29 protein-coding genes are annotated in these 25,915 nt (G+C 69.9%); 12 read left to right on the forward strand and 17 right to left on the reverse strand.

The window, feature by feature from the left end:
* Positions 1-11 precede the first annotated feature (11 nt).
* On the reverse strand, positions 12-1,271 hold the full coding sequence (locus tag AX721_RS05565) for an MFS transporter (protein ID WP_068875031.1): 1,260 nt from the start codon (positions 1,269-1,271) through the stop codon (positions 12-14).
* Positions 1,272-1,482: 211 nt separating this feature from the next.
* Here AX721_RS05565 and AX721_RS05570 point away from each other — a divergent pair, with 211 nt between their 5' ends.
* The 7 genes from AX721_RS05570 (at position 1,483) to AX721_RS05600 (ending at position 6,214) form a co-directional block, all read left to right on the forward strand.
* Complete coding sequence (locus AX721_RS05570) at positions 1,483-1,983, forward strand: GNAT family N-acetyltransferase (RefSeq protein ID WP_068875032.1); 501 nt, start codon at positions 1,483-1,485, stop codon at positions 1,981-1,983.
* A 56-nt stretch (positions 1,984-2,039) separates the two neighbouring features.
* Entirely contained in the window at positions 2,040-2,609 is a 570-nt protein-coding gene (locus tag AX721_RS05575) for a DUF1285 domain-containing protein (protein WP_068875033.1), read from the forward strand.
* A complete protein-coding gene (locus AX721_RS05580) occupies positions 2,606-3,253 on the forward strand; it encodes a CoA pyrophosphatase (RefSeq protein WP_068875034.1) in 648 nt (215 codons plus the stop codon). The genes AX721_RS05575 and AX721_RS05580 overlap by 4 nt, the downstream gene beginning before the upstream one ends.
* The gene (locus AX721_RS05585; protein ID WP_156467024.1) at positions 3,246-3,509 is read left to right on the forward strand and encodes a hypothetical protein; all 264 of its coding nucleotides are present in this window, start codon (positions 3,246-3,248) and stop codon (positions 3,507-3,509) included. Before AX721_RS05580 ends, AX721_RS05585 begins: the two co-directional genes overlap by 8 nt.
* Positions 3,506-4,756 (forward strand): CCA tRNA nucleotidyltransferase, encoded by a 1,251-nt coding sequence (locus AX721_RS05590; RefSeq protein WP_068875036.1) that lies wholly within the window; start codon positions 3,506-3,508, stop codon positions 4,754-4,756. The genes AX721_RS05585 and AX721_RS05590 overlap by 4 nt, the downstream gene beginning before the upstream one ends.
* Entirely contained in the window at positions 4,753-5,448 is a 696-nt protein-coding gene (locus AX721_RS05595) for a type 1 glutamine amidotransferase (RefSeq protein WP_068875037.1), read from the forward strand. Before AX721_RS05590 ends, AX721_RS05595 begins: the two co-directional genes overlap by 4 nt.
* A 91-nt stretch (positions 5,449-5,539) precedes the next feature.
* The gene (locus AX721_RS05600; protein WP_068875038.1) at positions 5,540-6,214 is read left to right on the forward strand and encodes a PEPxxWA-CTERM sorting domain-containing protein; all 675 of its coding nucleotides are present in this window, start codon (positions 5,540-5,542) and stop codon (positions 6,212-6,214) included.
* On the opposite strand, the gene AX721_RS05605 is transcribed toward AX721_RS05600, so the two are convergent.
* The 4 genes from AX721_RS05605 to AX721_RS05620 are packed head-to-tail and all read right to left on the reverse strand — an operon-like array spanning position 6,211 to position 9,001.
* Positions 6,211-6,813: a GNAT family N-acetyltransferase gene (locus tag AX721_RS05605; RefSeq protein WP_068875039.1), complete on the reverse strand. Its 603-nt coding sequence runs from the start codon at positions 6,811-6,813 to the stop codon at positions 6,211-6,213. The genes AX721_RS05600 and AX721_RS05605 overlap by 4 nt on opposite strands.
* The gene (locus AX721_RS05610) at positions 6,810-7,643 is read right to left on the reverse strand and encodes a ChbG/HpnK family deacetylase (RefSeq protein ID WP_068875040.1); all 834 of its coding nucleotides are present in this window, start codon (positions 7,641-7,643) and stop codon (positions 6,810-6,812) included. Before AX721_RS05610 ends, AX721_RS05605 begins: the two co-directional genes overlap by 4 nt.
* Before the next feature lie 4 nt (positions 7,644-7,647).
* Positions 7,648-8,526 carry an oxygen-dependent coproporphyrinogen oxidase gene (gene hemF, locus AX721_RS05615; protein WP_068875041.1) on the reverse strand — a complete coding sequence of 293 codons (879 nt, stop codon included), beginning with the start codon at positions 8,524-8,526 and terminating at the stop codon, positions 7,648-7,650.
* A gap of 4 nt (positions 8,527-8,530) precedes the next feature.
* Positions 8,531-9,001, reverse strand: coding sequence for a tRNA (cytidine(34)-2'-O)-methyltransferase (locus AX721_RS05620; protein ID WP_068875042.1), 471 nt, complete (start codon positions 8,999-9,001; stop codon positions 8,531-8,533).
* Between the two features lie 205 nt (positions 9,002-9,206).
* On the opposite strand from AX721_RS05620, the gene petA reads away from it, so the two are divergent.
* From petA to AX721_RS05635, 3 genes are read left to right on the forward strand one after another with little or no spacing between them, the layout of a single operon-like run.
* Positions 9,207-9,761, forward strand: a complete 555-nt coding sequence (gene petA / locus AX721_RS05625; protein ID WP_068875043.1) for a ubiquinol-cytochrome c reductase iron-sulfur subunit — start codon at positions 9,207-9,209, stop codon at positions 9,759-9,761.
* Between the two features lie 5 nt (positions 9,762-9,766).
* Positions 9,767-11,086 (forward strand): cytochrome b/b6, encoded by a 1,320-nt coding sequence (locus AX721_RS05630; protein ID WP_068875044.1) that lies wholly within the window; start codon positions 9,767-9,769, stop codon positions 11,084-11,086.
* Positions 11,087-11,094: 8 nt separating this feature from the next.
* Complete coding sequence (locus AX721_RS05635) at positions 11,095-11,940, forward strand: cytochrome c1 (RefSeq protein ID WP_068875045.1); 846 nt, start codon at positions 11,095-11,097, stop codon at positions 11,938-11,940.
* Between the two features lie 61 nt (positions 11,941-12,001).
* On the opposite strand, the gene AX721_RS05640 is transcribed toward AX721_RS05635, so the two are convergent.
* On the reverse strand, positions 12,002-12,790 hold the full coding sequence (locus AX721_RS05640) for a hypothetical protein (protein WP_156467025.1): 789 nt from the start codon (positions 12,788-12,790) through the stop codon (positions 12,002-12,004).
* Between the two features lie 71 nt (positions 12,791-12,861).
* Between AX721_RS05640 and AX721_RS05645 the strand changes: the two genes are divergently transcribed.
* The gene (locus tag AX721_RS05645) at positions 12,862-13,329 is read left to right on the forward strand and encodes a hypothetical protein (RefSeq protein ID WP_068875047.1); all 468 of its coding nucleotides are present in this window, start codon (positions 12,862-12,864) and stop codon (positions 13,327-13,329) included.
* Here the strand turns inward: AX721_RS05645 and AX721_RS05650 are convergent.
* The 10 genes from AX721_RS05650 to AX721_RS05695 all read right to left on the reverse strand — a co-directional run bounded on the left by AX721_RS05650 (position 13,326) and on the right by AX721_RS05695 (position 23,030).
* Positions 13,326-14,009, reverse strand: a complete 684-nt coding sequence (locus tag AX721_RS05650; protein ID WP_068875048.1) for a dienelactone hydrolase family protein — start codon at positions 14,007-14,009, stop codon at positions 13,326-13,328. The two genes, AX721_RS05645 and AX721_RS05650, sit on opposite strands and share 4 nt — an antisense overlap.
* Before the next feature lie 3 nt (positions 14,010-14,012).
* Positions 14,013-14,684, reverse strand: a complete 672-nt coding sequence (locus AX721_RS05655; protein ID WP_068875049.1) for a dienelactone hydrolase family protein — start codon at positions 14,682-14,684, stop codon at positions 14,013-14,015.
* Between the two features lie 22 nt (positions 14,685-14,706).
* Positions 14,707-15,804 carry a redox-regulated ATPase YchF gene (gene ychF, locus AX721_RS05660; RefSeq protein WP_068875050.1) on the reverse strand — a complete coding sequence of 366 codons (1,098 nt, stop codon included), beginning with the start codon at positions 15,802-15,804 and terminating at the stop codon, positions 14,707-14,709.
* Between the two features lie 86 nt (positions 15,805-15,890).
* The gene (locus AX721_RS05665) at positions 15,891-16,736 is read right to left on the reverse strand and encodes a TIGR00266 family protein (RefSeq protein WP_068875051.1); all 846 of its coding nucleotides are present in this window, start codon (positions 16,734-16,736) and stop codon (positions 15,891-15,893) included.
* Between the two features lie 69 nt (positions 16,737-16,805).
* Entirely contained in the window at positions 16,806-18,647 is a 1,842-nt protein-coding gene (locus AX721_RS05670) for an ABC transporter ATP-binding protein (protein ID WP_082765828.1), read from the reverse strand.
* Between the two features lie 144 nt (positions 18,648-18,791).
* On the reverse strand, positions 18,792-19,565 hold the full coding sequence (locus tag AX721_RS05675; protein WP_369796699.1) for a hypothetical protein: 774 nt from the start codon (positions 19,563-19,565) through the stop codon (positions 18,792-18,794).
* Positions 19,562-20,185, reverse strand: a complete 624-nt coding sequence (gene pth / locus AX721_RS05680; protein WP_068875052.1) for an aminoacyl-tRNA hydrolase — start codon at positions 20,183-20,185, stop codon at positions 19,562-19,564. The genes AX721_RS05675 and pth overlap by 4 nt, the downstream gene beginning before the upstream one ends.
* A 27-nt stretch (positions 20,186-20,212) precedes the next feature.
* Entirely contained in the window at positions 20,213-20,824 is a 612-nt protein-coding gene (locus tag AX721_RS05685; RefSeq protein WP_068875053.1) for a 50S ribosomal protein L25/general stress protein Ctc, read from the reverse strand.
* A 131-nt stretch (positions 20,825-20,955) separates the two neighbouring features.
* Entirely contained in the window at positions 20,956-21,996 is a 1,041-nt protein-coding gene (locus AX721_RS05690) for a hypothetical protein (protein WP_068875054.1), read from the reverse strand.
* A gap of 98 nt (positions 21,997-22,094) precedes the next feature.
* Positions 22,095-23,030, reverse strand: a complete 936-nt coding sequence (locus AX721_RS05695) for a ribose-phosphate pyrophosphokinase (protein ID WP_068875055.1) — start codon at positions 23,028-23,030, stop codon at positions 22,095-22,097.
* A gap of 164 nt (positions 23,031-23,194) precedes the next feature.
* On the opposite strand from AX721_RS05695, the gene ybaL reads away from it, so the two are divergent.
* Positions 23,195-25,153 carry a YbaL family putative K(+) efflux transporter gene (ybaL, locus tag AX721_RS05700; protein WP_082765827.1) on the forward strand — a complete coding sequence of 653 codons (1,959 nt, stop codon included), beginning with the start codon at positions 23,195-23,197 and terminating at the stop codon, positions 25,151-25,153.
* Here ybaL and pgeF read toward each other — a convergent pair.
* Positions 25,150-25,914, reverse strand: a complete 765-nt coding sequence (gene pgeF / locus AX721_RS05705; RefSeq protein WP_068875056.1) for a peptidoglycan editing factor PgeF — start codon at positions 25,912-25,914, stop codon at positions 25,150-25,152. The genes ybaL and pgeF overlap by 4 nt on opposite strands.
* Position 25,915 lies beyond the last annotated feature (1 nt).

The following is a 25,915-nucleotide window of genomic DNA, read 5'->3' on the forward strand; positions in this document are numbered from 1 at the left end:
ATGGGCGACAGTTATTCGAGGCGATCGGCCCGGCGCAAGTCGGGGAACAGCTTGGCCCAGAGGCCGGTGACCATCACCGCGCCGACCCCGCCGAACACCGCCGCGCCGACGGGGCCGAGGATGCGCGCCACGACGCCGCTCTCGAATTCGCCGAGCTCGTTGGAGGCCCCGATGAACACGGAGGAGACCGAGGCGACCCGCCCGCGCATGTGGTCGGGCGTGACCAGCTGGACCAGGGTCTGGCGGACGAAGACGCTCAGCATGTCGGCCCCGCCCAGCACCGCCAGGGCCGCCACCGACAGCCAGAGCGACTTGGACAGGCCGAACACGACGGTGGCCATGCCGAACACCGCCACACCCCCGAACATGAACAGCCCGGCCTTCGACCGGATGGGGTTGGCCGCGAGCCACAGCGCCACGGCCGTCGCGCCCATGGCCGGCCCGGCGCGTAGCAGGCCGAAACCCTCTGCGCCGACGTGCAGCACATCCCGCGCGAAGACCGGCAGCAGCGCCGTCGCCCCGCCCAGCAGCACCGCGAACAGGTCCAGCGAGATCGCGCCGAAGACGATCTTCTGCCGCCAGACATAGGCCAGGCCTTCCTTGACGAGCTGCCAGCGCGACCCGGGGTTGGTTTCCGGCTTGGCGTTGGCGCGGATGCTGAACACCAGCACTGCCGAGAGGCCGTAGAGGGCGAAGGTGGTGAAATAGGCCGTCTCGGCCGAGCGGGCGACCAGCAGGCCCGCCGCCGCCGGCCCGGCGATCGAGGCGGTCTGCCAGGCCAGCGAGTTCCAGGCGATGGCCCGCGGCAGCAGCTTGCGCGGGACCAGCATCGGCCCGAGCGCCGTGTTCGCCGGGGCGAAGAAGGCGCGGCTGGCTCCGAACAGCGCCGCCACGACCAGCAGCAGCGCGGGCGAGGCGTGACCGTTCACGGTCGCGAAGGCCAGCACCAGCACGCTGACGATCTCCCCCGAGAGACAGAGCAGCAGCACCTTCTTGCGGTCGTACCGGTCCGCCGCCTCGCCGGCCGGCAGGGTGAGCAGGAACACGGGCACGAAGGCCGCCAGCCCGATCATCCCGACCAGGAAGGCGCTCTCCTCCACCGACCGGTCCAGCCGGGCCAGGGCGTACATCTGCCAACCCATGGCCACGCTCTGGATCTGGCTGGCGAAGCTGCCCGTCCAGCGGGTGCCCCAGAACAGCAGGTAGTCGCGCTCCTTCAGCAGGGCGCGGGCGGAAGGGACGGGCTCGTCGGGCGGGGAAAGGTCGACCATCTGAAGGCCTGCGAACCTGCCCTGCGCCGCACATCGTCGCAACGGCGTTGACGCGAGGGGGCGATGGCCCTATCTGCGCGCCTCCGATCCACGGCCCGGAGGGCCTTTCGATGCGACGACGTCCGCTGGCCTGAACCGCCGCCGAACCCGCACCGGCGCCGGGCGTTCGCCCGACGCCGAAACGTCGTCCTTCGCCTTTAGAGATCGGTCCATGTCCCTCCAGCCCGACCGGCCCCCGCCGGAGCTCATCTTCGTCAACGAGACCCCTGCGCACGGCGCAGAGGTCGAAGCCCTGCTGAACCGCGCCTTCGGGCCCGGCCGTTTCGCCAAGGTCTCGGAGCGCGTCCGCGAGTTCGCCACCTTCGCGCCGGAACTGTCCTTCTGCGCCCTTGAGGCCGACAAGGTCGTCGGCGTGGTGCGCATGTGGCGCGTCAGCGTCGGCGACCAGCCGGCGGTCTTCCTGGGTCCGCTGGCGGTCGAGGAGAGTGAGCGGCGCCATGGTCTGGGCGCCCAACTCGTCGAACGCGCCTGCGCGGCGACCCAGGCGGCGGGCGAGCCTGCGGTCCTGCTGGTGGGCGATCTCCCGTACTTCCAGCGCGTCGGCTTCGCGATCGCCCCGGATGTGATCCTGCCCGGCCCGGTGGACGCCCGGCGCGTCCTCGCCCGCAGCTTCGGCGACCTTGCGCTCAGCGGTCCGGTTCGGCCGCGCTGAGCCCTTCCGCCCGCGTCGCGCTTGAGCCGACTCCGGCCGACGCCTACCTTCCGGCGATGGCGGAGGTTTCTTCCCAGTCCGGTCTCGACGGCATAGCGGCGGCGGCCAAGCAGGCGCCGGGCCGCGGTCTGCCGCCCGTACATCTGTGGAATCCCGCCCACTGCGGCGAGATCGACATCGTCATCAAGCGCGACGGGCGCTGGCTGCACGAGGGCGCCCAGATCAACCGCGAGGCGCTGGTGCGGCTGTTCTCCACAGTCCTGCGCAAGGACCCCGACGGCTTCCACCTGGTCACGCCGGTCGAGAAGATGCGCATCGAAGTGGAGGACGCGCCCTTCATCGCCGTCCGGGTCGATCGGGAGGGGGAGGCGCTGCGCTTCGTCACCAACGTCGGCGACGAGGTGGAGGCCGGTCCCGAGCACGCCCTGCGCGTCGAGCTGGGCGAGGACGGTGAGCCGCGGCCCTACCTTCACGTCCGCCGGGGGCTGGAGGCGCTGGTCGCCCGGCCGGTCTTCTACGAACTGGTCGAGATGGCCGAGGAGCGGGAGACGCCGGAGGGGCGGATGCTGGGTGTCGTCTCGAACGGCGCGTGGTTCCCGCTGGGACCCGCCGAGGCGCAGACGTGAACCATCTTTCGCCGCGAGGGCTGCGCGACTGGATCGCCGAACATTTGGACCCGCTTCAGGACCACGCGGTGGAGGGCGGCCAGCGCCGCTCGGACTTCGACCTGACGCCCGGCGGCTGGGCTGACGCCGCGGCCGGGCCGCTGAAGTCGGCCGCCGTCCTGATCGGCCTCGTCGAGCGCGAGGCCGGGGTCAACGTACTGCTCACCCGCCGCTCGGACACCCTGCGCAGCCATACCGGCCAGGTCGCCCTGCCCGGCGGGCGCCAGGATCCGGGCGAGCGACCGTGGGAGACCGCCCTGCGCGAGGCCCACGAGGAGGTGGGGCTGGCGCCGCATTTCGTGGACCTGATCGGGCTTTCCACCCCCTACCAGACCGGCAGCGGCTATCTGATCACACCGGCGGTCGGGTTCGTGCGGCCCGGCTTCACGCTGCAGCCCAATCCCGACGAGGTGGCTGACATCTTCGAGACGCCGTTCGGCTTCCTGATGGACCCGTCGAACTACGAGGAGCGGGAGGGCCAGCTGCCGTCCGGCGAGAAGCGCCGCTTCTACGCGACGACCCACGAGGAGCGGTACATCTGGGGCGCGACGGCCGGCATCCTGCGCGCGCTCTACGAGCGACTCTACGGGGCGTCGCTTGCTTAGCCTGGTGCTGAGCCGCGTGGCCCTGGCGGCCGTTCCGTTCCTGCTGTGGTTCCTGTGGGCGGCCTGGGCGCGTCGCACGGGCAGGCCCATGGGTTCGACGCCTTGGCCCTGGCTGATCGCGGTGGCCGGCGCGCTGATCGGCCTGTCCTTGATGGCGACCGCGGTCTTCCATAGGGACAATCGCGCAGAGCGCTACGTGCCGGGCGAAGTCCGTCCGGACGGGCGCGTCACCGAAGGCCACTTCGAACCCAAATGACCGACAGCCTGGGCCAGCCCCGTTGGATGACCGCGCCGGCGACGGCGGCGGTCCTGGACGCTCTGGAGGCGGCCGGCGGGCCCGACTGCGCCCGCTTCGTGGGGGGATGTGTGCGCAACGCCCTGGTTGGCCGGCCGATCGACGACATCGACATCGCCACCCGGCTGACGCCGGAGCAGGTCACGGCGGCGCTCCAGACGGCGGGCATCCGCGCCCTGCCCACCGGCATCGAGCACGGGACCGTCACGGCCGTCTCGAACCACCTACCGCACGAGATCACCACCCTGCGTCGCGACGTCTCCACCGACGGCCGCCGCGCCACCGTGGCCTTCACCGACGACTGGCATGAGGACGCCGGGCGCCGCGACTTCACCCTGAACGCCCTCTACGCCCGCCGGGATGGCGGCATCTTCGACCCCACCGGGCATGGGGTGGCCGACACCCGCGCCGGACGCATCGTCTTCGTGGGCGAGCCCGAGCAGCGGCTGCGCGAGGATCACCTGCGCAACCTGCGCTTCTTCCGGTTCTACGCCTGGTTCGGAAAGGGGGCCGCCGATCCGGCCGCCGTTACGGCCTGCGCCGCCCTGAAGGACAGTATCGACAACCTGGCGGCCGAGCGGATCTCCAAGGAGCTGCTGAAGCTGCTGGCGGCCGACGACCCCCGGGCCTCGGTCCGGCTGATGGCCGAGACGGGGGTCCTGGAGGTCGTGCTCAAGCTGCCGGCCGACCTGGACCGCTTCGAGGCGCTCTGCGGCATCGAAGGCGACCAGCTGTTCGAGAACGATCCGGTCTTGCGTCTGGCCGCCCTGTTGCCGAACGACCAGATGGCGGCCGCCCGGCTGGCCGAGCGCTTGCGGCTGTCGAACCCCGACCGCGACCGCATCGTGGCCGCCCTGTCGCCGATGCCGGTCCTCAAGAGCTGGATGAGCCCGCGCGAGATCCGGCGGGAGGTCTATCGGGGCGGGCAGGGGACCTTCCGCGACCGCGCCAAGCTGGCCTGGGCGGCGGCCGCCCGCACGGCCACGACCATGCAATGGCGCGGACTGATCGCGCTGGCCGACGGTTGGAGCCCGCCGACCCTGCCCCTGACCGGCGACGAGGTGATGAACGCCGGCGTGCCGAAGGGCCCGCTGGTCGGCCAGGTGATCCGCGAGGTCGAAGACTGGTGGGTCGACAACGACTTCCTCGACGACAAGCTGTCGATCATCGAGAAGCTCAAGGCCGTGGCCCAGGGCATGGTCTATTGAAGGTCGGCATTCTCAAAACCGGGCGGCCGCCTAAGCCGGCGATCCCGCAGTTCGGGACCTATCCCGACATGTTCATGCGTCTGCTGGGGCCGGACGCCTACGACTGGCGGGTCTATGCGGCGGACGAGGGCGAACTGCCATCCGCGCCGCAGGATTGCGCCGCCTACATCGTCACCGGCTCGGCGGCCGGGGTCTACGAGAGCGATCCGTGGATCGGCGAGCTGCTGGACTGGCTGCGCGCCGCCAAGGGCCGCACGAAGCTGGTCGGGATCTGCTTCGGGCACCAGGCCATGGCCCAGGCCTTCGGCGGCCAGGTGATCAAGTCGCCCAAGGGCTGGGCGATCGGCCAGCAGGACTACCACGTCCTCCGCGCCGAGCCCTGGATGGACGGCCCGCCCGCCATCCGCCTGCCGGGGTCCCACCAGGACCAGGTGGTCGAGCTGCCGCCCAACGCCGAGGTGATCGCCGCCAGCGCCTTCACGCCGCTGGGCGCCCTGGCGTGGCGCGACCAGCCGGCGATCTCGATGCAACTGCATCCCGAGTTCGAGCCGGCCTACGCCCGGGCCTTGATCGAGGCGCGGCGAGGCAAGGTCTATGGCGACGAAGAGGCCGACCGCGCCGTCGCCAGCTACGACGGCTCCGACGACCGCGCTCGTGTCGGCGCCTGGATCAACCGCTTCCTGCAGGGCTGACCACTCGCCTCATTCGCGAGTGCGCTTGACGAAACCCATGTCTCCGATTGTATTGACATGAATAATGTCATTTGTTGGGGCGGGGTTTCCAATGCGGGTTTCGAACATGCTGGCCGGCGCCTTGGGCGCCGCGATTGTAGCCGGGTCGCCGGCCTCGGCGGCGGTGATGATGGCGACGTTCTACGGGTCCACGGACTTCGGCGGTTACGACTACGCGGGGCTGTTCGGGCCCCCCGACAGCAGCCTGGCCTACAAGTCGATGTCGGTGACCTTCGTCTACGACACCGCCCTCGGCGTCCGCGTGACGACGGCGGGCGAGGACATGGTGGTGCAGTCTGGCGGCCTGAACCCGATCCTCAGCGCCTCGATCACCATCGATGGCGTGACCCTCGATCTCGACCTGGCCGACTACGGCTATGCCAGCTCGACCGACAACTATTGGACCTGGCTGTCAGCCCGCGGGACCAATCCCTCCAACTACGACAACGAGTTGAGTGCGATGGTCATTGGCGCCGGCATGCCCGGCGACCTGGAGACGCCTTTCATGGCCTACAGCTATGGCGGCGGGTCCCTGCGGCTGTGGTCGCCCACCAACTTCGGCGAGGCCCTGGCCGAGACAGACTTCAACCTGGGCGGCGTCGAGGTGACCTATGTCGGCCCGTCCAGCCCCGGACCTGTGCCCGAGCCCACGACCTGGGCGCTGATGATCGTCGGCTTCGGCCTGGCCGGCGCCGCCCTGCGCGCTCGCCGGCTGGCGGCGCCTTAGACGCCAAAGGTCATCCACACCACGGACTTCGGCCCCACGCCCTCCAGCCGCCGCCAGCCATAGCGCGCGTAGAACCGCTGCGCCCGGTGATTGGCGGGTTGGCAGCCTAGGTGGGCGCGACCCCCGACGGTTTCCAGCCACCGGTCCATCAACGCCCGGCCCACGCCTCGGCCCTGAAGCTGCGGCAGCAGATCGATGTGCAGGTGTGCCGGCGCGGCGTCGACGACGGGTTGCGGGACCGAAGGCGGATGGTGGATGTGGAAGGCGTCCCATTCGTCGCGCGTGCGGTCCGGCGGCGGCACGTCCGCGGTGTCGGCATAGCGGCTGCGCAGCGCCGGCCACCACGCCGCCTCGCAACGCGCCTCGAACGGGCGGGTGTCGGCGGTCCCGAGGATGTATCCCGCCACCGCGCCGCTATCGTCCTCGGCGACGAAGGCGAGGGCCGGCTCGAGGGCGGCGTAGGGCGCGGCGTAGATTTCACCGATGATCCGCGGATCCGAATAGAGGTGTGTGGCGTCGGCGCCATTGTCGCCCGTCTTCAGGCAGATCTCGTACAGTGCGGACAGGTCGTCCGGCCGATAGGGGCGGATGAGGCTCATTTCGCGCCGCGCTGCAGGTCGCGGAGCGGCGCAAAACTGATCAGGGTCGCGCCCGCCGCCGCGATCATCGCCGGCGTCTCCGGATCGGTCATGAGCGCCAGATCATCCACACGGATCTGCGGATGGTCGGGGTCGTAGGCGCGCAGTTCCGGGCCATCCTCCACCGGGTGGACATAGACCTCGGTCACCCCCGGCCGCAGCCGGGCGAGGATGTCGGCGAACGCCGCCTTTGCCGGCCGGCCCCAGGTGGTGGTCAGATGATCGGGGAACACCAGGCCCCGGTCGGCGGCGAGGCTCCGACCCGGGAAACCCAGCTCCGCCTCCGCCCGCGACCCGAACATCCGCAGCGGCAGGTCGTATTCGGCGGCCAGGTCGACGAAGAGGCCGAAATAGCGCCGGTCGACCTGCATCGTGCCCATGTGCGCGTCCAGGTGGGTGACGTCGACACCCCAGGCCAGCGCCTGATCCACCTGCGCCCGGCATTCGGCGCGGACGGCATCGAGGTCCGCGGCGGCCCAGACCGCCTGGGCGGTCGCGGGCATGTAGCCTTCGCTGTCGTGAAGGGAGGCGGTCCCGGTCAGGCTGCGCCAGCGGTAACCGGGGTATTCGCAGGTGAGGGTCAGATGAACGCCGATCCCGCCCTTGAACGACCGCAGGCCGTCCAGGGCCCAGGGGCAGGGGACCATCAGGGTCGCGCTGGTCGCGACGCCGGCGGCGTGGGCCGCGGCGGTCGCCCGATTGGCCGCGGCGCTGGAGCCCAGGTCGTCGCAGTTGACGATCAGCAGCTTGGCGTCGGGGCCGTACCCCAGACGTTCGGCGAGGGTCGGCATCCGCTCAGGTCCAGGCCACCAGGGGCGGCATAGAGGACAGGATGGTCTCGATGTTCCCGCCGGCCTTCAGCCCGAACATCGTGCCGCGGTCGTAGAGCAGGTTGAATTCCACGTAGCGGCCGCGGCGGACCAGCTGTTCCTGGCGCTCGGCCTCGCCCCACGGCTCGCTCATCCGATGGCGGACAATGCGGGGATAGACGTCCAGGAACGCCTCGCCGACCGCCCGGGTGAAGGCGAAATCCTTCTCGAAGTCGCCGGAATTGTGCCGGTCGTAGAAGATGCCGCCGACGCCGCGCGGCTCGTTGCGGTGCGGCAGGAAGAAGTACTCGTCGCACCAGGCCTTGTATTTCGGGTGCCACTCCGGATCGAACGGATCGCACGCCGCCTTCATGGCGGCGTGGAACAGCACCGCATCGTCCGCGTCCTGGCTACGCTGCCCGTCCAGCACGGGCGTCAGGTCGGCGCCGCCGCCGAACCAGCTCTCGGCGGTCGACAGGAAGCGGGTGTTCATATGCACCGTCGGCACGCGCGGACTGCGCGGATGGACGATCAGGCTGATGCTGGCCGAGACGTAGGACGGGTCCTTGTCCGCCCCCGGCATCTGGGCCGCCATCTCGGGCGAGAACGTCGCCAGGGCGGCCGAGGTGTGGACCGCGGCCTTTTCGAACAGGCGGCCCTTGAAGAAGGCGCCGATCCCGCCGCCGACGCCGGTCTCGCGGGTCCAGGGCTTGAATTCGAAGCGGCTGGCGGGCTCCGGGTAGAGTTCGGGCGGGGCCTCGTCCTCCAGTCGCTCCAGCTCGGCGCAGATGCGCTGCTGGAGGCTTTCGAACCATTCCTTGGCGCGCGCGCGGCGCGTGAGGATCTCGGCAGGCAGGCTGGACATCGGGCTAGTCTGTTCGTTCGGCGATCGGAAAGGCGTTGATCTGCCTCAAGGCTTCGCCGAGCGCCAGCGTTGCGGCGGTCACGAGGTTCAGCGAGCGTGCGCCCGGCGCCAGCGGGATGAGCAGCCGTGCGTCGGCCACGGCATGCACGTCGTCGGGAACGCCGGCGCTTTCGCGGCCGAAGAGCAGCACGTCATCGGGCCGGAAGGCGAAGTCGTGGAAGGGCCTCGAGCCCCTGGTCGTGAACAGGACGAGGCGTCCAGACCGCGCCGGATCGCCGCGGAAGGCCTCCCAGCCGCTGTGCCGGCGCACCTGTGCGATGGCCGCATAATCCATGGCCGCGCGGCGGATCGCGGCGTCGCTCAAGGGGAAGCCGCAGGGCTCTATGACGTCCAGCGGAACGCCTAGGCAGGCGGCCAGCCGGATGGCGGCGCCCAGGTTTTGCGGAATGTCCGGTTGAAAAAGGGCCAAACGCATTCTAAGGCCTCTCGCCATCGGGCGTGGCCGGGGCGCAGGGGCACGAATCGCGGGTTGGCGGGCAGGTCGTTCGCATTCTTCCGTGTAACGTGCTCAGCCCCCGACCGCTCTCGGAACCGGTTCCTCCAGCACACCTGGCGCGAGCCGCAAGCTTAAAGGTCCTCCGGCGCGTCGTGAGGGCCTCTATTCGAAGGGTAGCTTCAAGGTGGCCGACACCGTCGTGGGCGCAACTCCCGACCCGCACGCTCCGGGCGCAGACCCGAGCCGTCGCGACTTCATCCATATCGCCGCTGGCGCGGCCGCAGCCGGCGCCGCCGTGGCTGTCGTCTGGCCGCTGGTCGACCAGATGAACCCGGCTGGCGACACGCTGGCGCTCGCCTCGATCGAGTTCGACCTGACTAAGGTCGAGCCCGGCCAGCAGGTGGTCGTGAAGTGGCGCGGCAAGCCGCTGTTCGTGCGCAATCGCACGCCGGAGCAGATCGCCGCGGCCGTCAAGGATGACCACGCCGCCCTGCGCGATCCGCAGACGGACGAAGAGCGCCATAAGCCCGGCAAGGCTGAGTGGCTGGTCCTGGTCGGCACCTGCACGCACCTGGGCTGCGTGCCCACGGTCGGCGGCGGCGACTACGGCGGCTGGTTCTGCCCGTGCCACGGTTCGCACTACGACACCTCCGGCCGCATCCGTAAGGGTCCCGCGCCGAAGAACCTGGAAGTGCCGACCTACGCCTTCCTGTCCGACACCAAGATCAAGGTGGGCTGAACCCGATGAGCGGACATTCCACCTACGAGCCGAAGACCGGCATCGAGCGCTGGCTCGACACCCGCCTGCCGATCGTGCGCTTCGCGTATGACACGGCCATCAGCTTCCCGACCCCGAAGAACCTGAACTACTGGTGGACCTTCGGCGGCATCCTGGCGCTCATGCTGGGCATCCAGCTGGTCACGGGCATCGTCCTGGCCATGCACTACGTGCCGCACGTGGACTACGCCTTCGCCTCGGTCGAACGCATCATGCGCGACGTCAACTACGGTTGGCTGATCCGCTACATGCACGCCAACGGCGCCTCGATGTTCTTCCTGGCGGTCTACATCCACATGATCCGCAACCTCTACTACGGCTCCTACAAGGCGCCGCGCGAGGTGCTGTGGATCCTGGGCTGCCTGATCTACCTCGCCATGATGGCCACGGCCTTCATCGGCTACGTGCTGCCCTGGGGCCAGATGAGCTTCCACGGCGCCGTGGTGATCACCAACCTGTTCGGCGCCCTGCCGATCATCGGCACGCCGATCACCACCTGGCTGTGGGGCGGCTTCGCGGTGGACAACCCGACGCTGAACCGGTTCTTCTCGCTGCACTACCTGCTGCCCTTCGTGATCGCGGGCCTCGTGGTCCTGCACATCTGGGCGCTGCACGTGCCGGGGAACAACAACCCGACCGGCGTCAACGTGAAGTCCGAGAACGACACCGTGCCCTTCCACCCGTACTACACGGTGAAGGACGGCTTCGCGATCGCGGTCTTCCTGCTGCTGTACGCCAGCTTCGTGTTCTACAATCCGAACGTCCTGGGCCACGCCGACAACTACATCCCGGCCAACCCGCTGGTGACGCCCGCGCACATCGTGCCCGAATGGTACTTCCTGCCGTTCTACGCGATCCTCCGCGCGGTGCCGGACAAGCTGGGCGGCGTGCTGCTGATGTTCGGCGCCATCGCCACCCTGTTCGTCCTGCCCTGGCTGGACACGTCCAAGGTGCGCTCCATGCGCTACCGCCCGCAGGCCAAGCTGTACTTCTGGATCTTCATCCTGGCGGCCCTGGTCCTCGGCTACTGCGGCGGCCAGCTGCCCGACGATCCGGTGATCGCCCAGCCCAGCGGCCTGATCCTGCTGGATGCGGACATCAACAGCTTCGTCTGGCTGAGCCGCGTGGCCACGCTCTACTTCTTCGCCTACTTCTGGATCATCCTCCCGGTGCTCGGCCTGACGGAAAAGCCGCTGCCGGTGCCGGAATCGATCTCGGAACCTGTCCTGTCGCATCCCGCCACGACGCCTGCGGGCGCCACGGCGTCGCCTGAAAAGAGGGGCTGAGCCTGAAGATGCTGCGCAAAGGTATCGCGCTCGCGGCGCTGGGGCTCGCCTTCCTCGGAGGCCCCGCGCTCGCCGCCCACCCCACGCCGGTGCTGAAGACGGTCGCGTGGTCGTTCGACGGCCCGTTCGGCAAGTTCGACACCGCCCAGCTCCAGCGGGGCTACAAGGTCTACCGCGAGGTCTGCGCCGCCTGCCATGCGATGAGCATGCTGTCGTTCCGCAACCTGGGTGAGCCCGGCGGTCCGTTCTACGATCCCGAATACAAGAACCCGAACGACAACCCGTATGTGAAGTCGCTGGCCAAGGACATCCAGGTCAACGACATCGACTCGGATACGGGGGACGCGATCCAGCGCCCGGCCACGCCGGCCGACCGGTTCCCGTCGCCGTTCCCGAACGAGGCGGCCGCCAAGGCGTCCAACGGCGGCGCCATGCCGCCGGACCTGTCGGTGATCGCCAAGGGGCGGACGGGCGGTCCTGACTACCTCTACTCGCTTCTCACGGGCTATCGCGCCACGCCGGCCGGGCTCACCGTCAGCGCGGGCCAATACTACAACGTCTCGATGGCGGGCGACCTGACCAGCGCCTGGACCGGCGACCACCACAAGGTGCCGCCCGGCGGGGTGATCGCCATGCCGCCGCCCCTCGCCGACGGCAAGGTGACCTTCGACGACGGCAAGCCGTCGACGGTGGACCAGCAGGCGCGGGACGTGGCCGCGTTCCTCTACTGGGCCGCCGAGCCGAAGATGATGGAGCGCAAGCAGTTCGGCCTGGGCGCCATGGTCTATCTGCTGATCTTCACGGTGCTGCTGTACTTCAGCTACCGCCGGATCTGGCGGAACGTCGCCCACTAGGCTGCGGCGCCAAACAGAGTTCGAGGGGCCCCGGAGCGATCCGGGGCTCTTTCGTTTGCGGCTACCGAACCGGCTGGACCAGCAGGCGACCTGCAGGAAAATCGAACCTCAGGCGGAAGTGGGCGAGCACCGCGCCCCCGATGACGCCGGCCACGTCGCCTTCGGGGGTCATCAGCCCCGCGGCCACGTCGCGCCCGGTCGCCCCGGCGAACCGGACCTGCGGCAGGCGCGCCATCCAGACGCCCGCCGGATACAGCTCCCTCGTCTCCCGCGCGCCGGGGGCCTGGGCCAGGTCGTCGGCCAGCCGCACCGGAACGTCGCCGCCCGTGGCGATCACGAAGCGGCCCGAGACCTCGTGCGCGTCGTCCGAGACCGAAGCCTGTGCCGTGGGGCGGCCCAGGTCCCAGCCCAGGCGCAGCGTCCGTCCCGCTAACCGCGGCGCCTGTCCGGGCCGCGACAGGCGCAGACGGCACGGGGCGTAGGCCACGTCCACCACGAAGCCCCGCAAGGCGTCTGCGCCGATCACCCCTGCGCTGGGCGTCGGCAGGTTCCATGTGCGGCCGTCGAGATCGGCCACCTTCAGCGGCAGCGTCTTCACGCTCACGCCGGCGAGGCGCACGTCGCCGGTGACGTCGGTGTCGGCGATCCCCTCGGCCTGGGCCTTGGTCTCATGCAGCATCGTCTGGGCCGCGCCGGTGTCGATGATGTAGTCGCCAGCGATGCCCGCCACGCTGGCGGGCGCGGTGATGACCCCGCGCTCGAAGCGGCAGGCGATCTCGCCCGCCTCGGCCGATCCGGCGGCGGGGATCACGGCCAGGAAGGCCAAGGCGGAGGCGGGGCGGGGACTCAAACGGCGCACGCCGAACCATAGCGCGAGTTTTCGCCTTACCGCCGCCCCGTCTTGCCGCCTACATTGGAGACATGCCCCATACGCCCGCTTGGCGGAGCTTCAAGCGCACCCAGGACCTCACCGTCGCCACGGCGGCCCTGATCTATGCCGGCGCCGTCGCACACGCGTTCGGGCGTCTGCCCGGCGGCAGCGAACTCATTGTCCAGCGGACCCTGGTCTGGCCCGCGCTCTTCCTGAGCCTGTCCTTCACCCTGCCGCTCTTGATTGGCCCGGTGCGGCGGCCGCTGGCCCGCTATGTCTGGATGAGCTTCCAGGCGGGGTTCGGTCAGAACCTGCGCTCGATCCTCTACGGCGTCGCCTTGCTGGGCGGGGCCGCGGGGTTGATCTACTGGCAGATCTCCAACGCCGCGAATGGCGGCCGTTACCCCGCGGGCGTGTTCTCGGGATACGCCGCCGGCATCGGCATCCTGGCGGCCCAGGCGGCGCTGGTGCGGGTGCTGGAGAAGCATCCCGACGTCAGGAAGCAGATCGAACTCTAGACTTCGCCGCCGCGCCCGCCGCCATTGCGGGCGAAGAGGGCGAGGGTGCGCAGGCGCGAGAGGCGGGCGCTGTCGGCGTGGAAGCCGTTGGGAGCCACGAAGGCATGGCCGGCGTCGTACATATAGACCGGAAGCTCGGGGTGCGTCTCGCGGATGGCCGCCACATCGGCCGGCGGGATGAGCTCGTCCGACTTGCCCAGGTGCAGGATGGTGGGGACCTTCGGCGTTTCGGACAGATAGTCGGTGATCTGGCCGCCGTAGTAGGACGCCACGGCCGACAGGCCGGTGCAACGTGAGGCGGCCAGCCAGGCGGTGGTCCCACCGAAGCAGAAGCCCAGCAGGAAGACCGGCGGCGACAGCGCATCGATCGCCGCCTGCACGCCGTCCAGCACCTCGGCGCCCCACTGGGTCGCCCGGGCGAAGCCGTCCTGGCGCTGAAACAGGGCCGGGTCGGTGTCCCGCTCCGCGAAGCCCCTCTGGAAGCGGTCGAACAGGCTGGGGACCAGCACCTCGTAGCCGTCCTCGGCGAAGCCGTCGGCCAGGTCGCGCAGATGCGGCGTCACGCCCCAGATGGCGTGGCAGATGACGAGGCCGCCTCGCCGGGCGTCCGTCGGCGCGGCGCGGTAGGCGTCGAAGGCGAAACCGTCGCGCGCGCTCCGGAGCTGGACGACCTCGCCCATGCCTCAGGCCTTGTCGAACAGCTCGAGCGTGCGGTGGCGGGCCAGGTCCGCGGCCTCGGCGTTGTAGCGCTCGGGGCTCTCGTTGTTGAAGCCGTGCCCCGCGCCTTCATAGATGTAGACCGGCACGTCAGGGTTGGCGGCGGCCAGGGCCGCGGCCACGTCCTCGGCGGGGATGCCGGGATCGGTGCGGCCCAGGTGGACGATCACGGGGCACAGGGGCTTCAGGCCCGCATTCGCCTGCACCATGCTGCCATAGTAGCTGGACGCGGCGGCCAGTCCCTCGACCTTGGCGGCGGCCAGCCAGGCCAACGAGCCGCCGTAGCAGTAGCCCACCACATGCACCTTGCCGCCGTGCTTGTTCAGGAAGTCGCGGCAGGCGCCGATGTCGCCCAGCGCCTGCTCCAGCGGCGTGGCGCGGGCGTGGGCCAGACCGGCCTGCAGACCCTCGGCGTCGTGGTCGGCTGTGAAGGCCCATTCGCGCCGGTCGAACAGGGACGGGGCCAGGGCTTCGTAGCCCATCTTGGCCCAGCGCTCGACGTCGGCCCGGACGTGCCGGTCGATGCCGAAGATCTCCTGCAGCACGATCACGCCGCCCTTGTGCGGCGTGAACGCGGGCTCGTGATAGGCGCTGAACTCGAAGCCGTCGGCCCCCGCGATCTTGATCGTCTCGCCCATTCCTCGCCCTTCCGATGCTGACCTAGACGTTGAAGCGGAAGTTCATGACGTCGCCGTCCTGAACCACGTACTCCTTGCCTTCCTGGCGGAACTTGCCGGCCTCGCGCGCGCCGGCCTCGCCCTTGAACTTGATATAGTCCTCGTAGGCGATGGTCTCGGCCCGGATGAAGCCCTTCTCGAAGTCGGTGTGGATCACGCCGGCGGCCTGCGGGGCCGTATCGCCCTTGTGGATCTGCCAGGCGCGGGCCTCCTTGGGACCGACCGTGAAATAGGTCTGCAGGCCCAGCAGGTGATAGGCCTCGCGGATCAGCTTGTTCAGGCCGGGCTCGGTGAGGCCCAGGGTCTCGAGGAACTCGGCGCGTTCCTCGGCGTCCAGCAGGGCGATCTCGCTCTCGATCTGAGCTGAAATCACCACATGGTCGGCCCCGTCGCGCTTCGCCCGCTCGGCCACCTTGGCGGAGAGCTCGTTGCCCGTAGCGGCCGAGGCCTCGTCCACGTTGGAGACATAGAGCGCCGGCTTGGAGGTGAGGAGTTGCAGCATGCGCCACGCCTTCTCGTCCTCCTTCGACACCTCGGCCTTGCGGGCCGGCCGGCCGGCGTTAAGCTCGGTCAGGGCCAGCTGGACGAGGCGCAGGGTCTGGGCGCTCTCCTTGTCGCCGGTCTTGGCGCGCTTCTCCAGGTTGACGACCCGCTTCTCGAGGCTTTCGAGGTCGGCCAGCATCAGCTCGGTCTCGATGGTCTCCAGGTCGGCCAGCGGGTCGACCTTGCCTTCCACGTGGGTGATGTCGTCGTCGATGAAGCAGCGGGCGACGAAGGCCACGGCGTCGCAGTCGCGGATGTTGGCCAGGAACTGGTTGCCCAGGCCCTCGCCCTTCGAAGCGCCGCGCACCAGACCGGCGATGTCCACGAAGTTGATCCGCGCCGGGATGATCTCCTTGGACGGGATGATGGCGGCCAGCGCCTCAAGGCGCGGCTCGGGCACCGCCACGTCGCCGGTGTTCGGCTCGATGGTGCAGAACGGGTAGTTCGCGGCCTGGGCCGAAGCGGTCTGGGTCAGGGCGTTGAACAGGGTCGACTTGCCCACGTTGGGCAGGCCGACGATGGCGACTTTCAGGGCCATGGGTCGGTGCGGTTCCTTGGATAGAAGGCGCCGCACCTAGCATGGACGACCCGCGAGGCGAAGCGGTGTCGGCCGCTTCCGCGGGCCTAGTTGTTGCCGCCGATGAGATCGCCGAGGCCGCCGAGGATCGAGCCTTCGCCGCGGTTCTGGCCGGTTCCGCCTGCGGCCGCCAGCATACGGCCGGCGAGGCGGGAGAAGGGCAGGGACTGGATCCAGACCTTCCCCGGGCCACGCAGGCGGGCGAAGAACAGGCCCTCGCCGCCGAAGAAGACGCTCTTCACGCCGCCGGCCATGACCAGGTCGAAGTCGACGCCGGGCGTGTAGGCGGCCAGGCAGCCGGTGTCGACGTGCAGTTCCTCGCCGGCCTTCAGCTCGCGTTCCACGACCGTGCCGCCCATCTGGACGAAGACCCAGCCGTCGCCCTCCAGCTTCTGCATGATGAAGCCCTCGCCGCCGAACAGGCCGGTCATCATGCGCCGCTGGAACTCGATGCCGATGGAGACCCCGCGGGCGGCGGCCAGGAAGCTGTCCTTCTGGCAGATCAGCCGCCCGCCCAGCTCGCCCAGGTTCAGCGGCAGGATCGCGCCGGGGGTAGGGGAGGCGAAGGCCACCCGCGCCTTGCCCGAGCCATTGTGGGTGAAGACGGTGGTGAACAGGCTCTCGCCCGTGACCAGGCGCTTGCCGGCGCCCAGCAGCTTGCCCATGAAACCGCCGTCGGCGCCGCCCGACCCGTCGCCGAACACCGTGGTCATGCCGACCGCCGCGTCCTTCCAGACCAGGGCGCCGGCCTCGGCCACGGCGCTCTCGCCCGGGTCCAGCTCGATTTCCACGAACTGCAGTTCCTGGCCCTTGATCTCGAAGTCGATGTCGTCGGCGACGCTGGCGTTGCGATGGTGGACCCAAGGGCTCTGGGACATGGAATGGCTCCTGATTCTGCGCTCGCTATGTACGTCGGGGGACCAAGGCGGGCCAGACCGTCGTGCGGCCTGGCCCGCGCCGCATCAGATGCTGGCCTGCATCCGATGGAGCCCGGCATAGACGCCGCCGGCGGCCATCAGCTGGTCGTGCGCGCCTTCCTCCGCGATCCCGGCCGGGGTCAGCACCAGGATGCGGTCGGCGTGGCGCACGGTGGAGAGCCGGTGGGCGATCACCAGGGTCGTCCGCTGGCGGCTGAGGGCGAACAGGGCGTCCTGGACCGCCCGCTCGCTCTCGTTGTCCAGGGCGCTGGTGGCCTCGTCGAAGATCAGGATGGGCGGGTCCTTCAGGAAGGCCCGGGCGATGGTCAGCCGCTGCTTCTGGCCGCCGGAAAGCTTCACGCCCCGCTGGCCGATGTCGGTGTCGTAGCCTTGCGGCAGCGCCCGGATGAAGTCGTGGGCGTTGGCGGCCTTGGCGGCGGCCACGACGTCCTCCTCCGAGGCTTCCGGGCGGCCGTAGCGGAGGTTGTCGGCCACCGTGCCGGCGAACAGGTAGACGTCCTGCTGCACGATCCCGATGTGCCGGCGCAGCGAGGCGAGGGTGACGTTGCGCACGTCCGTGCCATCGACGGTGATCCGCCCCTCCGCCACGTCGTAGAAACGCGGGATGAGGGCGCACAGGGTGCTCTTGCCCACCCCGGAGGCGCCCACCAGGGCCAGGAACTCGCCGGCCCGGATATCGAGCGACAGGTTGCGGAACACCGGTCCTGCGCCCTCGTATCCGAAACCCACGTCGTGGAAGGCGATGGCGCCGCGCGGCCGAGGCAGGTCGCGGGCCCCCGGACGGTCGCGGACGTCGGGCCGGGTCTCCAGGATTTCCATCACCCGCTCGAACCCGGTCCACCCCTGCTGCCAGAGGCGCGCGAAGTTGGCGAGGCGCTGGATCGGGTCGACCAGCACCGCCACGCAGAGCAGGAAGGTGACCATGCCGGCCACGTCCAGGCCGCCCTGGACCACCCGCACGCCGCCCACGACGATGACAAGGACCGTCAGCAGCTGGGCGAAGGTGGCCGTGCCGGCCGAGAAGAAGGCCTCGCTGAGATAGCCGGCGCGCCGGCTTTCCAGGAACCGGTCGTTCTCGACATCGAAGCGTCGGGTCTCGAGGTCCTCGTTGGCGAAGGACTTGACCACTCGGATCCCCGCCAGCGAGTCCTCGACCCGAGCGTTGATCTCGCTGATCCGCTGGCGGCTGAGCTTGAGCGCCCTGCCCATCCGCCGGTTGAAATGCAGGGCGTACAGCGCCGCGAGCGGCATCAGCCCGAGGACCAACAGGGCCAGCGGCGCGTCCAGCCAGGCCAGGATCGCCGTTACCCCCGCCAGCTTCAGGCCGGCGATGGCCAGGTCCTCCGGCCCGTGGTGGTAAAGCTCGCCCAGCGACGACAGGTCGTGGGTGATCCGGCTCATGAGCTGGCCCACCCGCTGGCGGTCGTAGAAGCTGAACGACAGCTTTTGGCAGTGCTCGAACAACTCGCGCCGCAGCGCGCCTTCCATCCGCGCGCCCATGACGTGGCCCTTGTAGTCCACGAACAGGAAGCTGGCTGTCTGCACGACCAGCAGCGCCAGCATGACGCCGCCCATGGCGTAGATCGGGGCGAGGTCGGGAAGCGGACCGTCCTGCAAGCGCTGGGTGACGCTTCGCGCACAGAGCGGCAGGGCCAGCGCCGTCAGGGAGACGAGCAGGGCGCAGCCGATGTCGGCCGCCAGCAGAGGCAGATGGGGTCGGTAGTAGGAGAGGAACCTGCGCAGGCGGCCGGGCGGCTGGACCGCCGGATCGTCGCGCTGGATGGCCTCGGCCGCGCGCGGCGGCGGAGACGGAAGGCTACAGGCGGCGTCGGGCCGCGCCGGCGCCCTCCGGGTTTGGGTCGGCATGGATCTTCATGTCCTGAAGGTGAGAGGGGGCTCCTTTCGGGTTGGACATGAAGGTTTTCATCTGACTCTCCCCAGCCGCCGTAAGCGCGACGCGGAGGACTATGTCGTGGGGCGGACCGTCGCGCAACGCCGGTATCCGCCGCCTCAGCCCTCGGCGAGCGCCTTGGCGGCCAGGTCGCGCCAGTGCTTGCCTTCCCTGCGGAACTGGGCGGCGAGCTTGGTCAGGCGTTTGTCCATCTCGGCGATGGCGGCCCGGGCCTCGGCCTTGCGGCCGTTGCGGGCCATGAAGGCGGCGTACCGGGCCTGTCCCTCGAAGCCGGGCATGCGCAACACGGCTTCGGCATAGGCCGCGTCCGCTTTGGCCGCGTCGCCAAGACGCTCATGCGCCCGGGCCAGGACAAGCACTGCGGCCGGCGCCAAGGGATCGACGGTCTCCCCGCCCGGGATCAGTTCGATCACCCGCAGCGCTTCGTCCGCGCGGTCCAGTTCCAGGAGCGCGGTGGCGCGACCCAGCAACAGGGCCGGGTCCTCGGCGTGGATGCCTTGGGCCGCCTCGGCATAGAGGCGCTCGGCCTCGTCGTGGCGGCCAAGGGCGGCGGCAGCCTGGGCCAGTCGGGACTGGTTGCGGACGGTGGGCGTGTCCTCGCACGCTTGCTTCGCTTCGCGGTACTCGCGCAGAGGATCCAGGGCGGCGCGGGCAGAGCGCTCCAGCCGCCGCGCAGCCGGCCCGCGGGTCAGTTCAGGCAGGAGGATCGCCAGGAAGTAGACGAGCCCGCCGATCGGCTGGAAGATCAGGATGATCCACAGCCAGAACAGCTCGCGCCCGGTGCGGACCACATGGACGGCCAGGGCGATCGAGACGATCAGCGACAGGCCGATGAGCGGCAGCGAGCCGCCGAGCAGGTTGAACAGGCTCATGGTTCACCCCGAGCAAGCTTGCGAGGGTCCAGCTTCTCGGCAGGCGCCAAGCGCATGACCTCGGCCTGGTACTTCTCATCCTCGCCCATGGCCAGCAGCGGCGCGGCGTCGGCGCAGGCCTGAAGCAGCGGCTCGACCCACTTCATGTCGGCCTTGTGGAAATCGGACAACACGTGGCCCTGGACCAAGGCCTTGTCGCCAGGGTGCCCCGTTCCCAGGCGGGCGCGGCGAAAGTGGGGCCCGACCTGGGCGGTGATGGAGCGGACGCCGTTGTTGCCCGCAGCCCCGCCGCCGGCCTTCATGCGGAAGCGGCCGGGCGCCAGGTCGATCTCGTCGTAGAAAACGACCAGGTCCTGGGCGGGATCCAGTTTGAAGAACTTCACCGCCTCGCCCACCGAACGGCCGCTCTCGTTGTAGTAGCCCTGGGGCTTGAGGATCAGCGCGCGCACCGGCCCCTGAGGCGTGTCGATGGAGCCCTCCGACGCCTGGCCCTGAAAACGCGAACGCGCCGCTGAGAAGCCCCAGCGGCGCGCGATCTCGTCAACGGCCATGAAGCCGATGTTGTGGCGGTTCTTCGCGTAGGTCGGACCGGGATTGCCCAGGCCGGCGATGATCAGCACATCGACCCCCGCGGGAACGCGACGCCGTTAGGCCTCGGCTTCGCCTTCGGCGGCTTCGCCCTCGGCGGCGCCGGTGTCGACCTTGGCGGCGGCGATCGAGGCCACGACCACGTCGGCCTCAACGGCCGCTTCCACCTTCGCCGGCAGCTTCAGGTCGGCGATGCGGATGCTGTCGCCGATTTCCTTGCCGGTCAGGTCGACGACGATCTCTTCCGGGATCGAGTCGGCGTGGCAGGAGACGGTGACCGTGTGCAGGGCGATGTTCAGCGAGCCGCCGCGCTTCAGGCCGGGCGATTCATCCTGGTGCGAGAAGTGCACGGGCACTTCGATCTTGATCTGCTGGTGTTCGTCGACGCGGTAGAGGTCGAAGTGCACCGGCTCGTCGGTCACCGGGTGCATGTCGACGGCCTTGGCGATGACCGGCTGGGTCTCAGCGCCGTACTTCAGCGTCACCAGGTGGCCCAGCAGCTTGCCGGTGTAGAGCGCCTTGCGGAACTCGTTCGACTTCACGGCGATGGCCACGGGGGCCTTGTCCCCGCCGTACAGCACGCCGGGCACCATGCCCGAGCGGCGGGTGTCGCGGGCGCCGCCGGTGCCGGTCCGCTCGCGCACTTCAACGTTCAAAACGATCTCGGCCATGGCCTTGCCTCAAAACGAAACCGCCGCGCGTCTCGCGCGCGGCGATGGGAAGTCAAACCCATATGGGTCGAAAGGGTGCGCGTAGATACACAAAAGCCTTGGCCGGCGCAACCGGCCCAAGCTGCGGCGCGTCAGCTCTTGCGTTTGCCCTTTTTCGGCGCGGGCTTCTTCGTCGGCATGCCCTTGGCGATGGTCTTGGCGTCGGGGATGTAGCGGGCCTCGTAGGGCTCGGGCAGGCCGGCGGCGCGGATCACGCAGCGGCCCGTGTCCATCATGGCGTGTTGACCGAGGCAGAAGACGTCTTCGTAGTTCGGGCGGGCGACCGCCAGGCACTGGTAGAGGTTGAGCTTCGACGTGCCCATGCACATGCCGATGTTGGGCTCGTGGGTGAGGGCCATCAGCTGTTCGGCGTTGGCGTCGGTCGCCTCGCCCAGGGCCGCGAGGGCGGCGATCGCCAGCCCGCGGATCACCGTCGGCGTGTAGGGCGGCGGCGCGGCCGTCGCGGTTAGGCCCAGCGACGAGACGCCCATCGACGCCTGCTGCAGGCGCGCGGTCTCCTCCACGTCTCCCAGCATGGCCGAGGCCGACAGGCTCTTGGCGCCGGCCAGGCGCGCCTCGCGGCCCGGCACCTCGGCCTTGGACCAGGGCTGCTTCTGGATGTCATAGGCGGCCTGCTTGACCGCCTTGCCCTGGTCGTAGAGCCGCTGGGCGTCGCCGCCCAGGGTGGCGATCACCAGGCCGGCGGCGCTGGCCGAGCCGGAGATGCCGACCGCATAGGCCGGGTCCTTCATGATCTCGTAGGCGATCTGCCGCCGCTGGACAGGGTCCTTGGCGTAGACGCGGACGCCTTCGACGAAAGCCTTGTCCTGGAGGGCGATGACCGCGGCATAGGCGATGGAGCCGCGGACCAGCTGCTGCGGCTCATAGGAGGCCCCGGTCTGCAGCGAGCGGGCCACGGAGGCGCCGTCGGTGAACTCGGGCGTGATCCCCGTCGTGCGGACCATGTAGTAGCGGTAGGCCGAAGCCAGCTCGATCAGCTTGGGCGACAGGCTCACCGTCGGCGCGGCCGGCGGCGGCGGCGTGATCACGGGCGGTGGTTCGGCGCATCCGGCCAAGAGTGCGGCGCCAAGGGCCGCGATGGCGGCGGATCGGATCGGAAGACGGAACGGCATCAGACGCTTTCCCCCTCTTGCGAGTGGTGATTCTCGTTGTCCGCCCCCGGAGACCCCATGGATTACCCGCCCAGGCGCCGCCTGGGCAAGCCATGGGATCAGTCGAACAGTTTCGACACGCTCTCTTCGTTGGCGATGCGGCGGATCGCCTCGCCGATCAGGCCGGAGCAGCTGACGTAGCGGATCTTCGGCGCGGTCCCGACGCGATCCGGTGGGGCGATGGAGTCGGTCATCACCAGTTCCTTCAGCACCGAGGCCTCCACCCGCTCGATGGCGCCGCCCGACAGCACCCCGTGGCTGACGTAGGCTGAAACCTCGGTGGCGCCGCCGTCGATCAGGGCCTGGGCCGCGTTGCACAGGGTGCCGCCGCCGTCGATCATGTCGTCGAACAGGATGCAGCGGCGTCCCGAGACGTCGCCGATGATGTTGGCCACCTCGCTCTTGCCGGGGCCGGAGCGGCGCTTGTCGACGATGGCGAGCTCGGTGTTGAGCCGGCTGGCGACGGCCAGCGCCCGAACCACGCCGCCCACGTCGGGCGAGACGATCATCAGGTCCTTGGGCTTCTCGTAGTTCTCCTTGATGTCGGCGGCCAGCAGCGGCGCGGACAGCAGGTTGTCGGTGGGGATGTCGAAGAAGCCCTGGATCTGCCCCGAATGCAGATCCATGGTCAGGACCCGGTCGGCGCCGGCGCGGGTGATCAGGTTGGCCACCAGCTTAGCCGAAATCGGCGTGCGGCCCCCGGTCTTCCGGTCCTGGCGCGCATAGCCGAAGTAGGGGGTGACCGCGGTGATCCGCCGCGCCGACGCCCGCTTCAGCGCATCGATGCAGACCAGCAGCTCCATCAGGTGGTCGTTGGCTGGATAGCTGGTGGACTGCAGGATGAACACGTCCTCGCCGCGGACGTTCTCGTCGATGGTGACCCAGACCTCGTTGTCGGCGAAGCGTTTCACCTGGGCCCGTGTCAGGGGCACGTCGAGGTGAGAAGCGACGGCCTGGGCCAGCGTACGATTCGAGTTGCCGGCCAGCAGCTTCATCGACCCCGACTCCCCTAGGTGGATTTGCGCGGCTTGTAGCAGGGGATCGCGCGCGGGCAAGGGGCGATCCGGCGTTCGATCACGGGGGCTCTATTGGCCACGGCGCAGCCGGACGGCTATCCGGAAGGCCGACGCCACCTCTCGACGCCCGACCCAGGAGACGTATGCCCCATCATACCCCGCTGATCGCCACAATCGTCGCGGGCCTCACCGTCGCCTTCGGGCTCGGGGCGCTGGCTCATCGGTTCCGGATCTCGCCGCTGGTGGGATACCTGGCGGCGGGGGTCCTCGTGGGGCCGTTCACGCCCGGCTTCGTGGCCGACCAGGAACTCGCGCAGGAGCTCGCCGAAATCGGCGTCATCCTGCTGATGTTCGGGGTGGGCCTGCACTTCTCGCTGAAGGATCTGCTCTCGGTCCGGACCATCGCGATCCCGGGCGCGCTGGGTCAGATGGCGGCGGCGACGCTCCTGGGGATGCTCCTGGCCCATGTTATGGGCTGGCCGCTGGTTTCGGGCCTCGTGTTCGGCCTGGCGCTCTCGGTCGCGTCCACCGTGGTCCTGCTTCGGGCGCTGCAGGAGCGGCGGATCGTTCAGACCGACCGCGGCCGGATCGCGGTCGGCTGGCTGATCGTCGAGGACCTGGCGATGGTCCTGGCCCTGGTGCTTCTGCCCGCCCTGGCGGACGCGCTCGCCCCCTCCGGCGCCGGCGCGGGACAGGGCTGGGCCATCCCGCTGGCGATCACGATCGGCAAGGTGATCGCCTTCGTGGCCTTCATGCTGATCGTCGGCCGGCGTGTGATCCCCTGGATCCTGCATTGGGCCGCCCACACCGGATCGCGCGAGCTGTTCCGGCTGGCCGTCTTCGCAATCGCCCTGGGCGTGGCGTTCGGGGCGGCCCTGCTGTTCGACGTCTCGTTCGCGCTGGGGGCGTTCTTCGCCGGCATGATCCTGGCCGAGTCCGAGCTCAGCCAGCGGGCCGCCGAGGAGACGCTGCCGCTGCGCGACGCCTTCGCGGTGCTGTTCTTCGTGTCCGTGGGCATGCTGTTCAACCCCAACGTCCTGGTGGAACAGCCGTGGGCCCTCGCCGCCACCGTCGCCATCATCGTGCTGGGCAAGTCGCTGGCGGCCTTCGCCATCGTGCGGGCGTTCCGGCACGACACCTCGACCGCCCTGACCATCGCGGCCTCGCTGGCGCAGATCGGGGAGTTTTCCTTCATCCTGGCGGGGCTCGGCGTTGGCCTGCAGCTGCTGCCCGAGGCGGGCCGCGACCTGATCCTGGGCGGGGCGATCATCTCGATCCTGCTCAATCCGATGATCTTCGCCGCGGTGATGCGCGCCCGGCCCAAGGTCGCGGCCGCCGAGGCCAAGGTTCCCGAGCCGGCCAACGACTTTCTCCCGACCGCGCTTACGGAGCACGTCATCGTGGTGGGCTTCGGCCGGGTCGGGGCATCGGTGGCCGAAGGCCTGGAGGCGGCGGGGCGGCCATTCCTGGTGGTCGAGCTCGACGACGCGGCGCGCCGGCGCGCGCGGGATGCGGGGTTCGAGGTGCTCGCGGGCCATGCGGCCGATCCGCAAGTGCTCGCCGCAGCCGGGGTCCGGGCGGCCCACCGACTGATCTGCACCATTCCGGACGGCTTCGAGGCCGGCGGGGTCATCGAGCAGGCGCGGCGGGCGAACCCCGACCTGGAGATCATCGCGCGCGCCCATTCGGACGCCGAGGTGGAGCACCTGCTCAAGCACGGCTGCGACCGGCCGGTCTCGGGCGAGCGCGAGCTGGCGGCGGCCATGCTTGCGAAGGCGCCGCTTCTGCAGTCTGAGCGTCCGGCGGGCCCGGAAATTGCGCCAGAACCGCCGCCGCCGGCTCCGGAGGGACGGCCTCTTCTCGACGACGCCGAGTGGGCGCTGCTGTCCGTCGCGCGCCTCGATGGCCTGACGGTGGGCCAGGAGATCGACCGTGGCGCGCTGTTCCTGGGCGCCGAGCGGATCGGCCGGTTCGGCGAGGAGCGCTTGCGTGAGGCGACAGCCGGCCTAGCCGCCAAGGGCCTGCTGGCGGAGCTGGGCGGCGACCGGATCAGCCTGACGCCCGCGGGCCTGAGCCTGGCCGCCCTGGCGCCGGTCTACTAGGTCAGCACGATCGCCGAGAGCAGGCGCCCATAGTCGGGCTCGCCCTGCTTGAAGGCGCGGCGATTGGAAAAGAACAGGTCCGGCTCGGCGCAGGTGTCGCGGCCGATCCATTCGCACCGGGCGACGCCGGCGGCGCGCAGCCGCGAGAGGACAAAGGCCGGCAGGTCGAACTGGCGCTTGTCGGGCGCCGTCCCGGCGCTGAAGAAGCGTCCGTAGGCGGGGTCCGCGTCGGTGAACCGCTGCACATACTCCAGTCCGACCTCATACGACGCCGGGCCGATGCAGGGGCCGACGGCGGCCACGATCCGGTCGCGCCGGGCGCCTAGGGCTTCCATGCGGGTGATGGCGTGCTCGGCGACGCCGGTGAGAGCGCCTTTCCATCCGGCGTGGGCCGCGGCGACCACCCGGGCCGCGGCATCGGCGAACAGGATCGGCGCGCAGTCCGCGGCCAACGCGCCGCAGACGACACCAGGGGTGGCGGTGACGACCCCGTCGGCCTGCGGCGGCCCCGCCGGCCAGGGGCCATCGGCGACCAGGGCGGTGGCCGAGTGGACCTGGTAGGCGGTGACCAGATCGCCGCCCAGGTGGGCCGCGGCGCGGCGGCGGTTCTCGCTGACGGCCTCGGGATCGTCCTTCGACCCCACGCCGACGTTCAGGCTGGCGTAGATCCCGGTGGAGACGCCGCCCTGCCGCGTAAAGAAGGCGTGCCGGATCCCCGGCAGATTCAGCAGGGGCGAGGTGAGCACGGGGAGCTGGGTCACG

The sequence above is a fragment of the Phenylobacterium sp. CCH9-H3 genome (assembly GCF_001557235.1).
Taxonomy (GTDB): domain Bacteria; phylum Pseudomonadota; class Alphaproteobacteria; order Caulobacterales; family Caulobacteraceae; genus Phenylobacterium.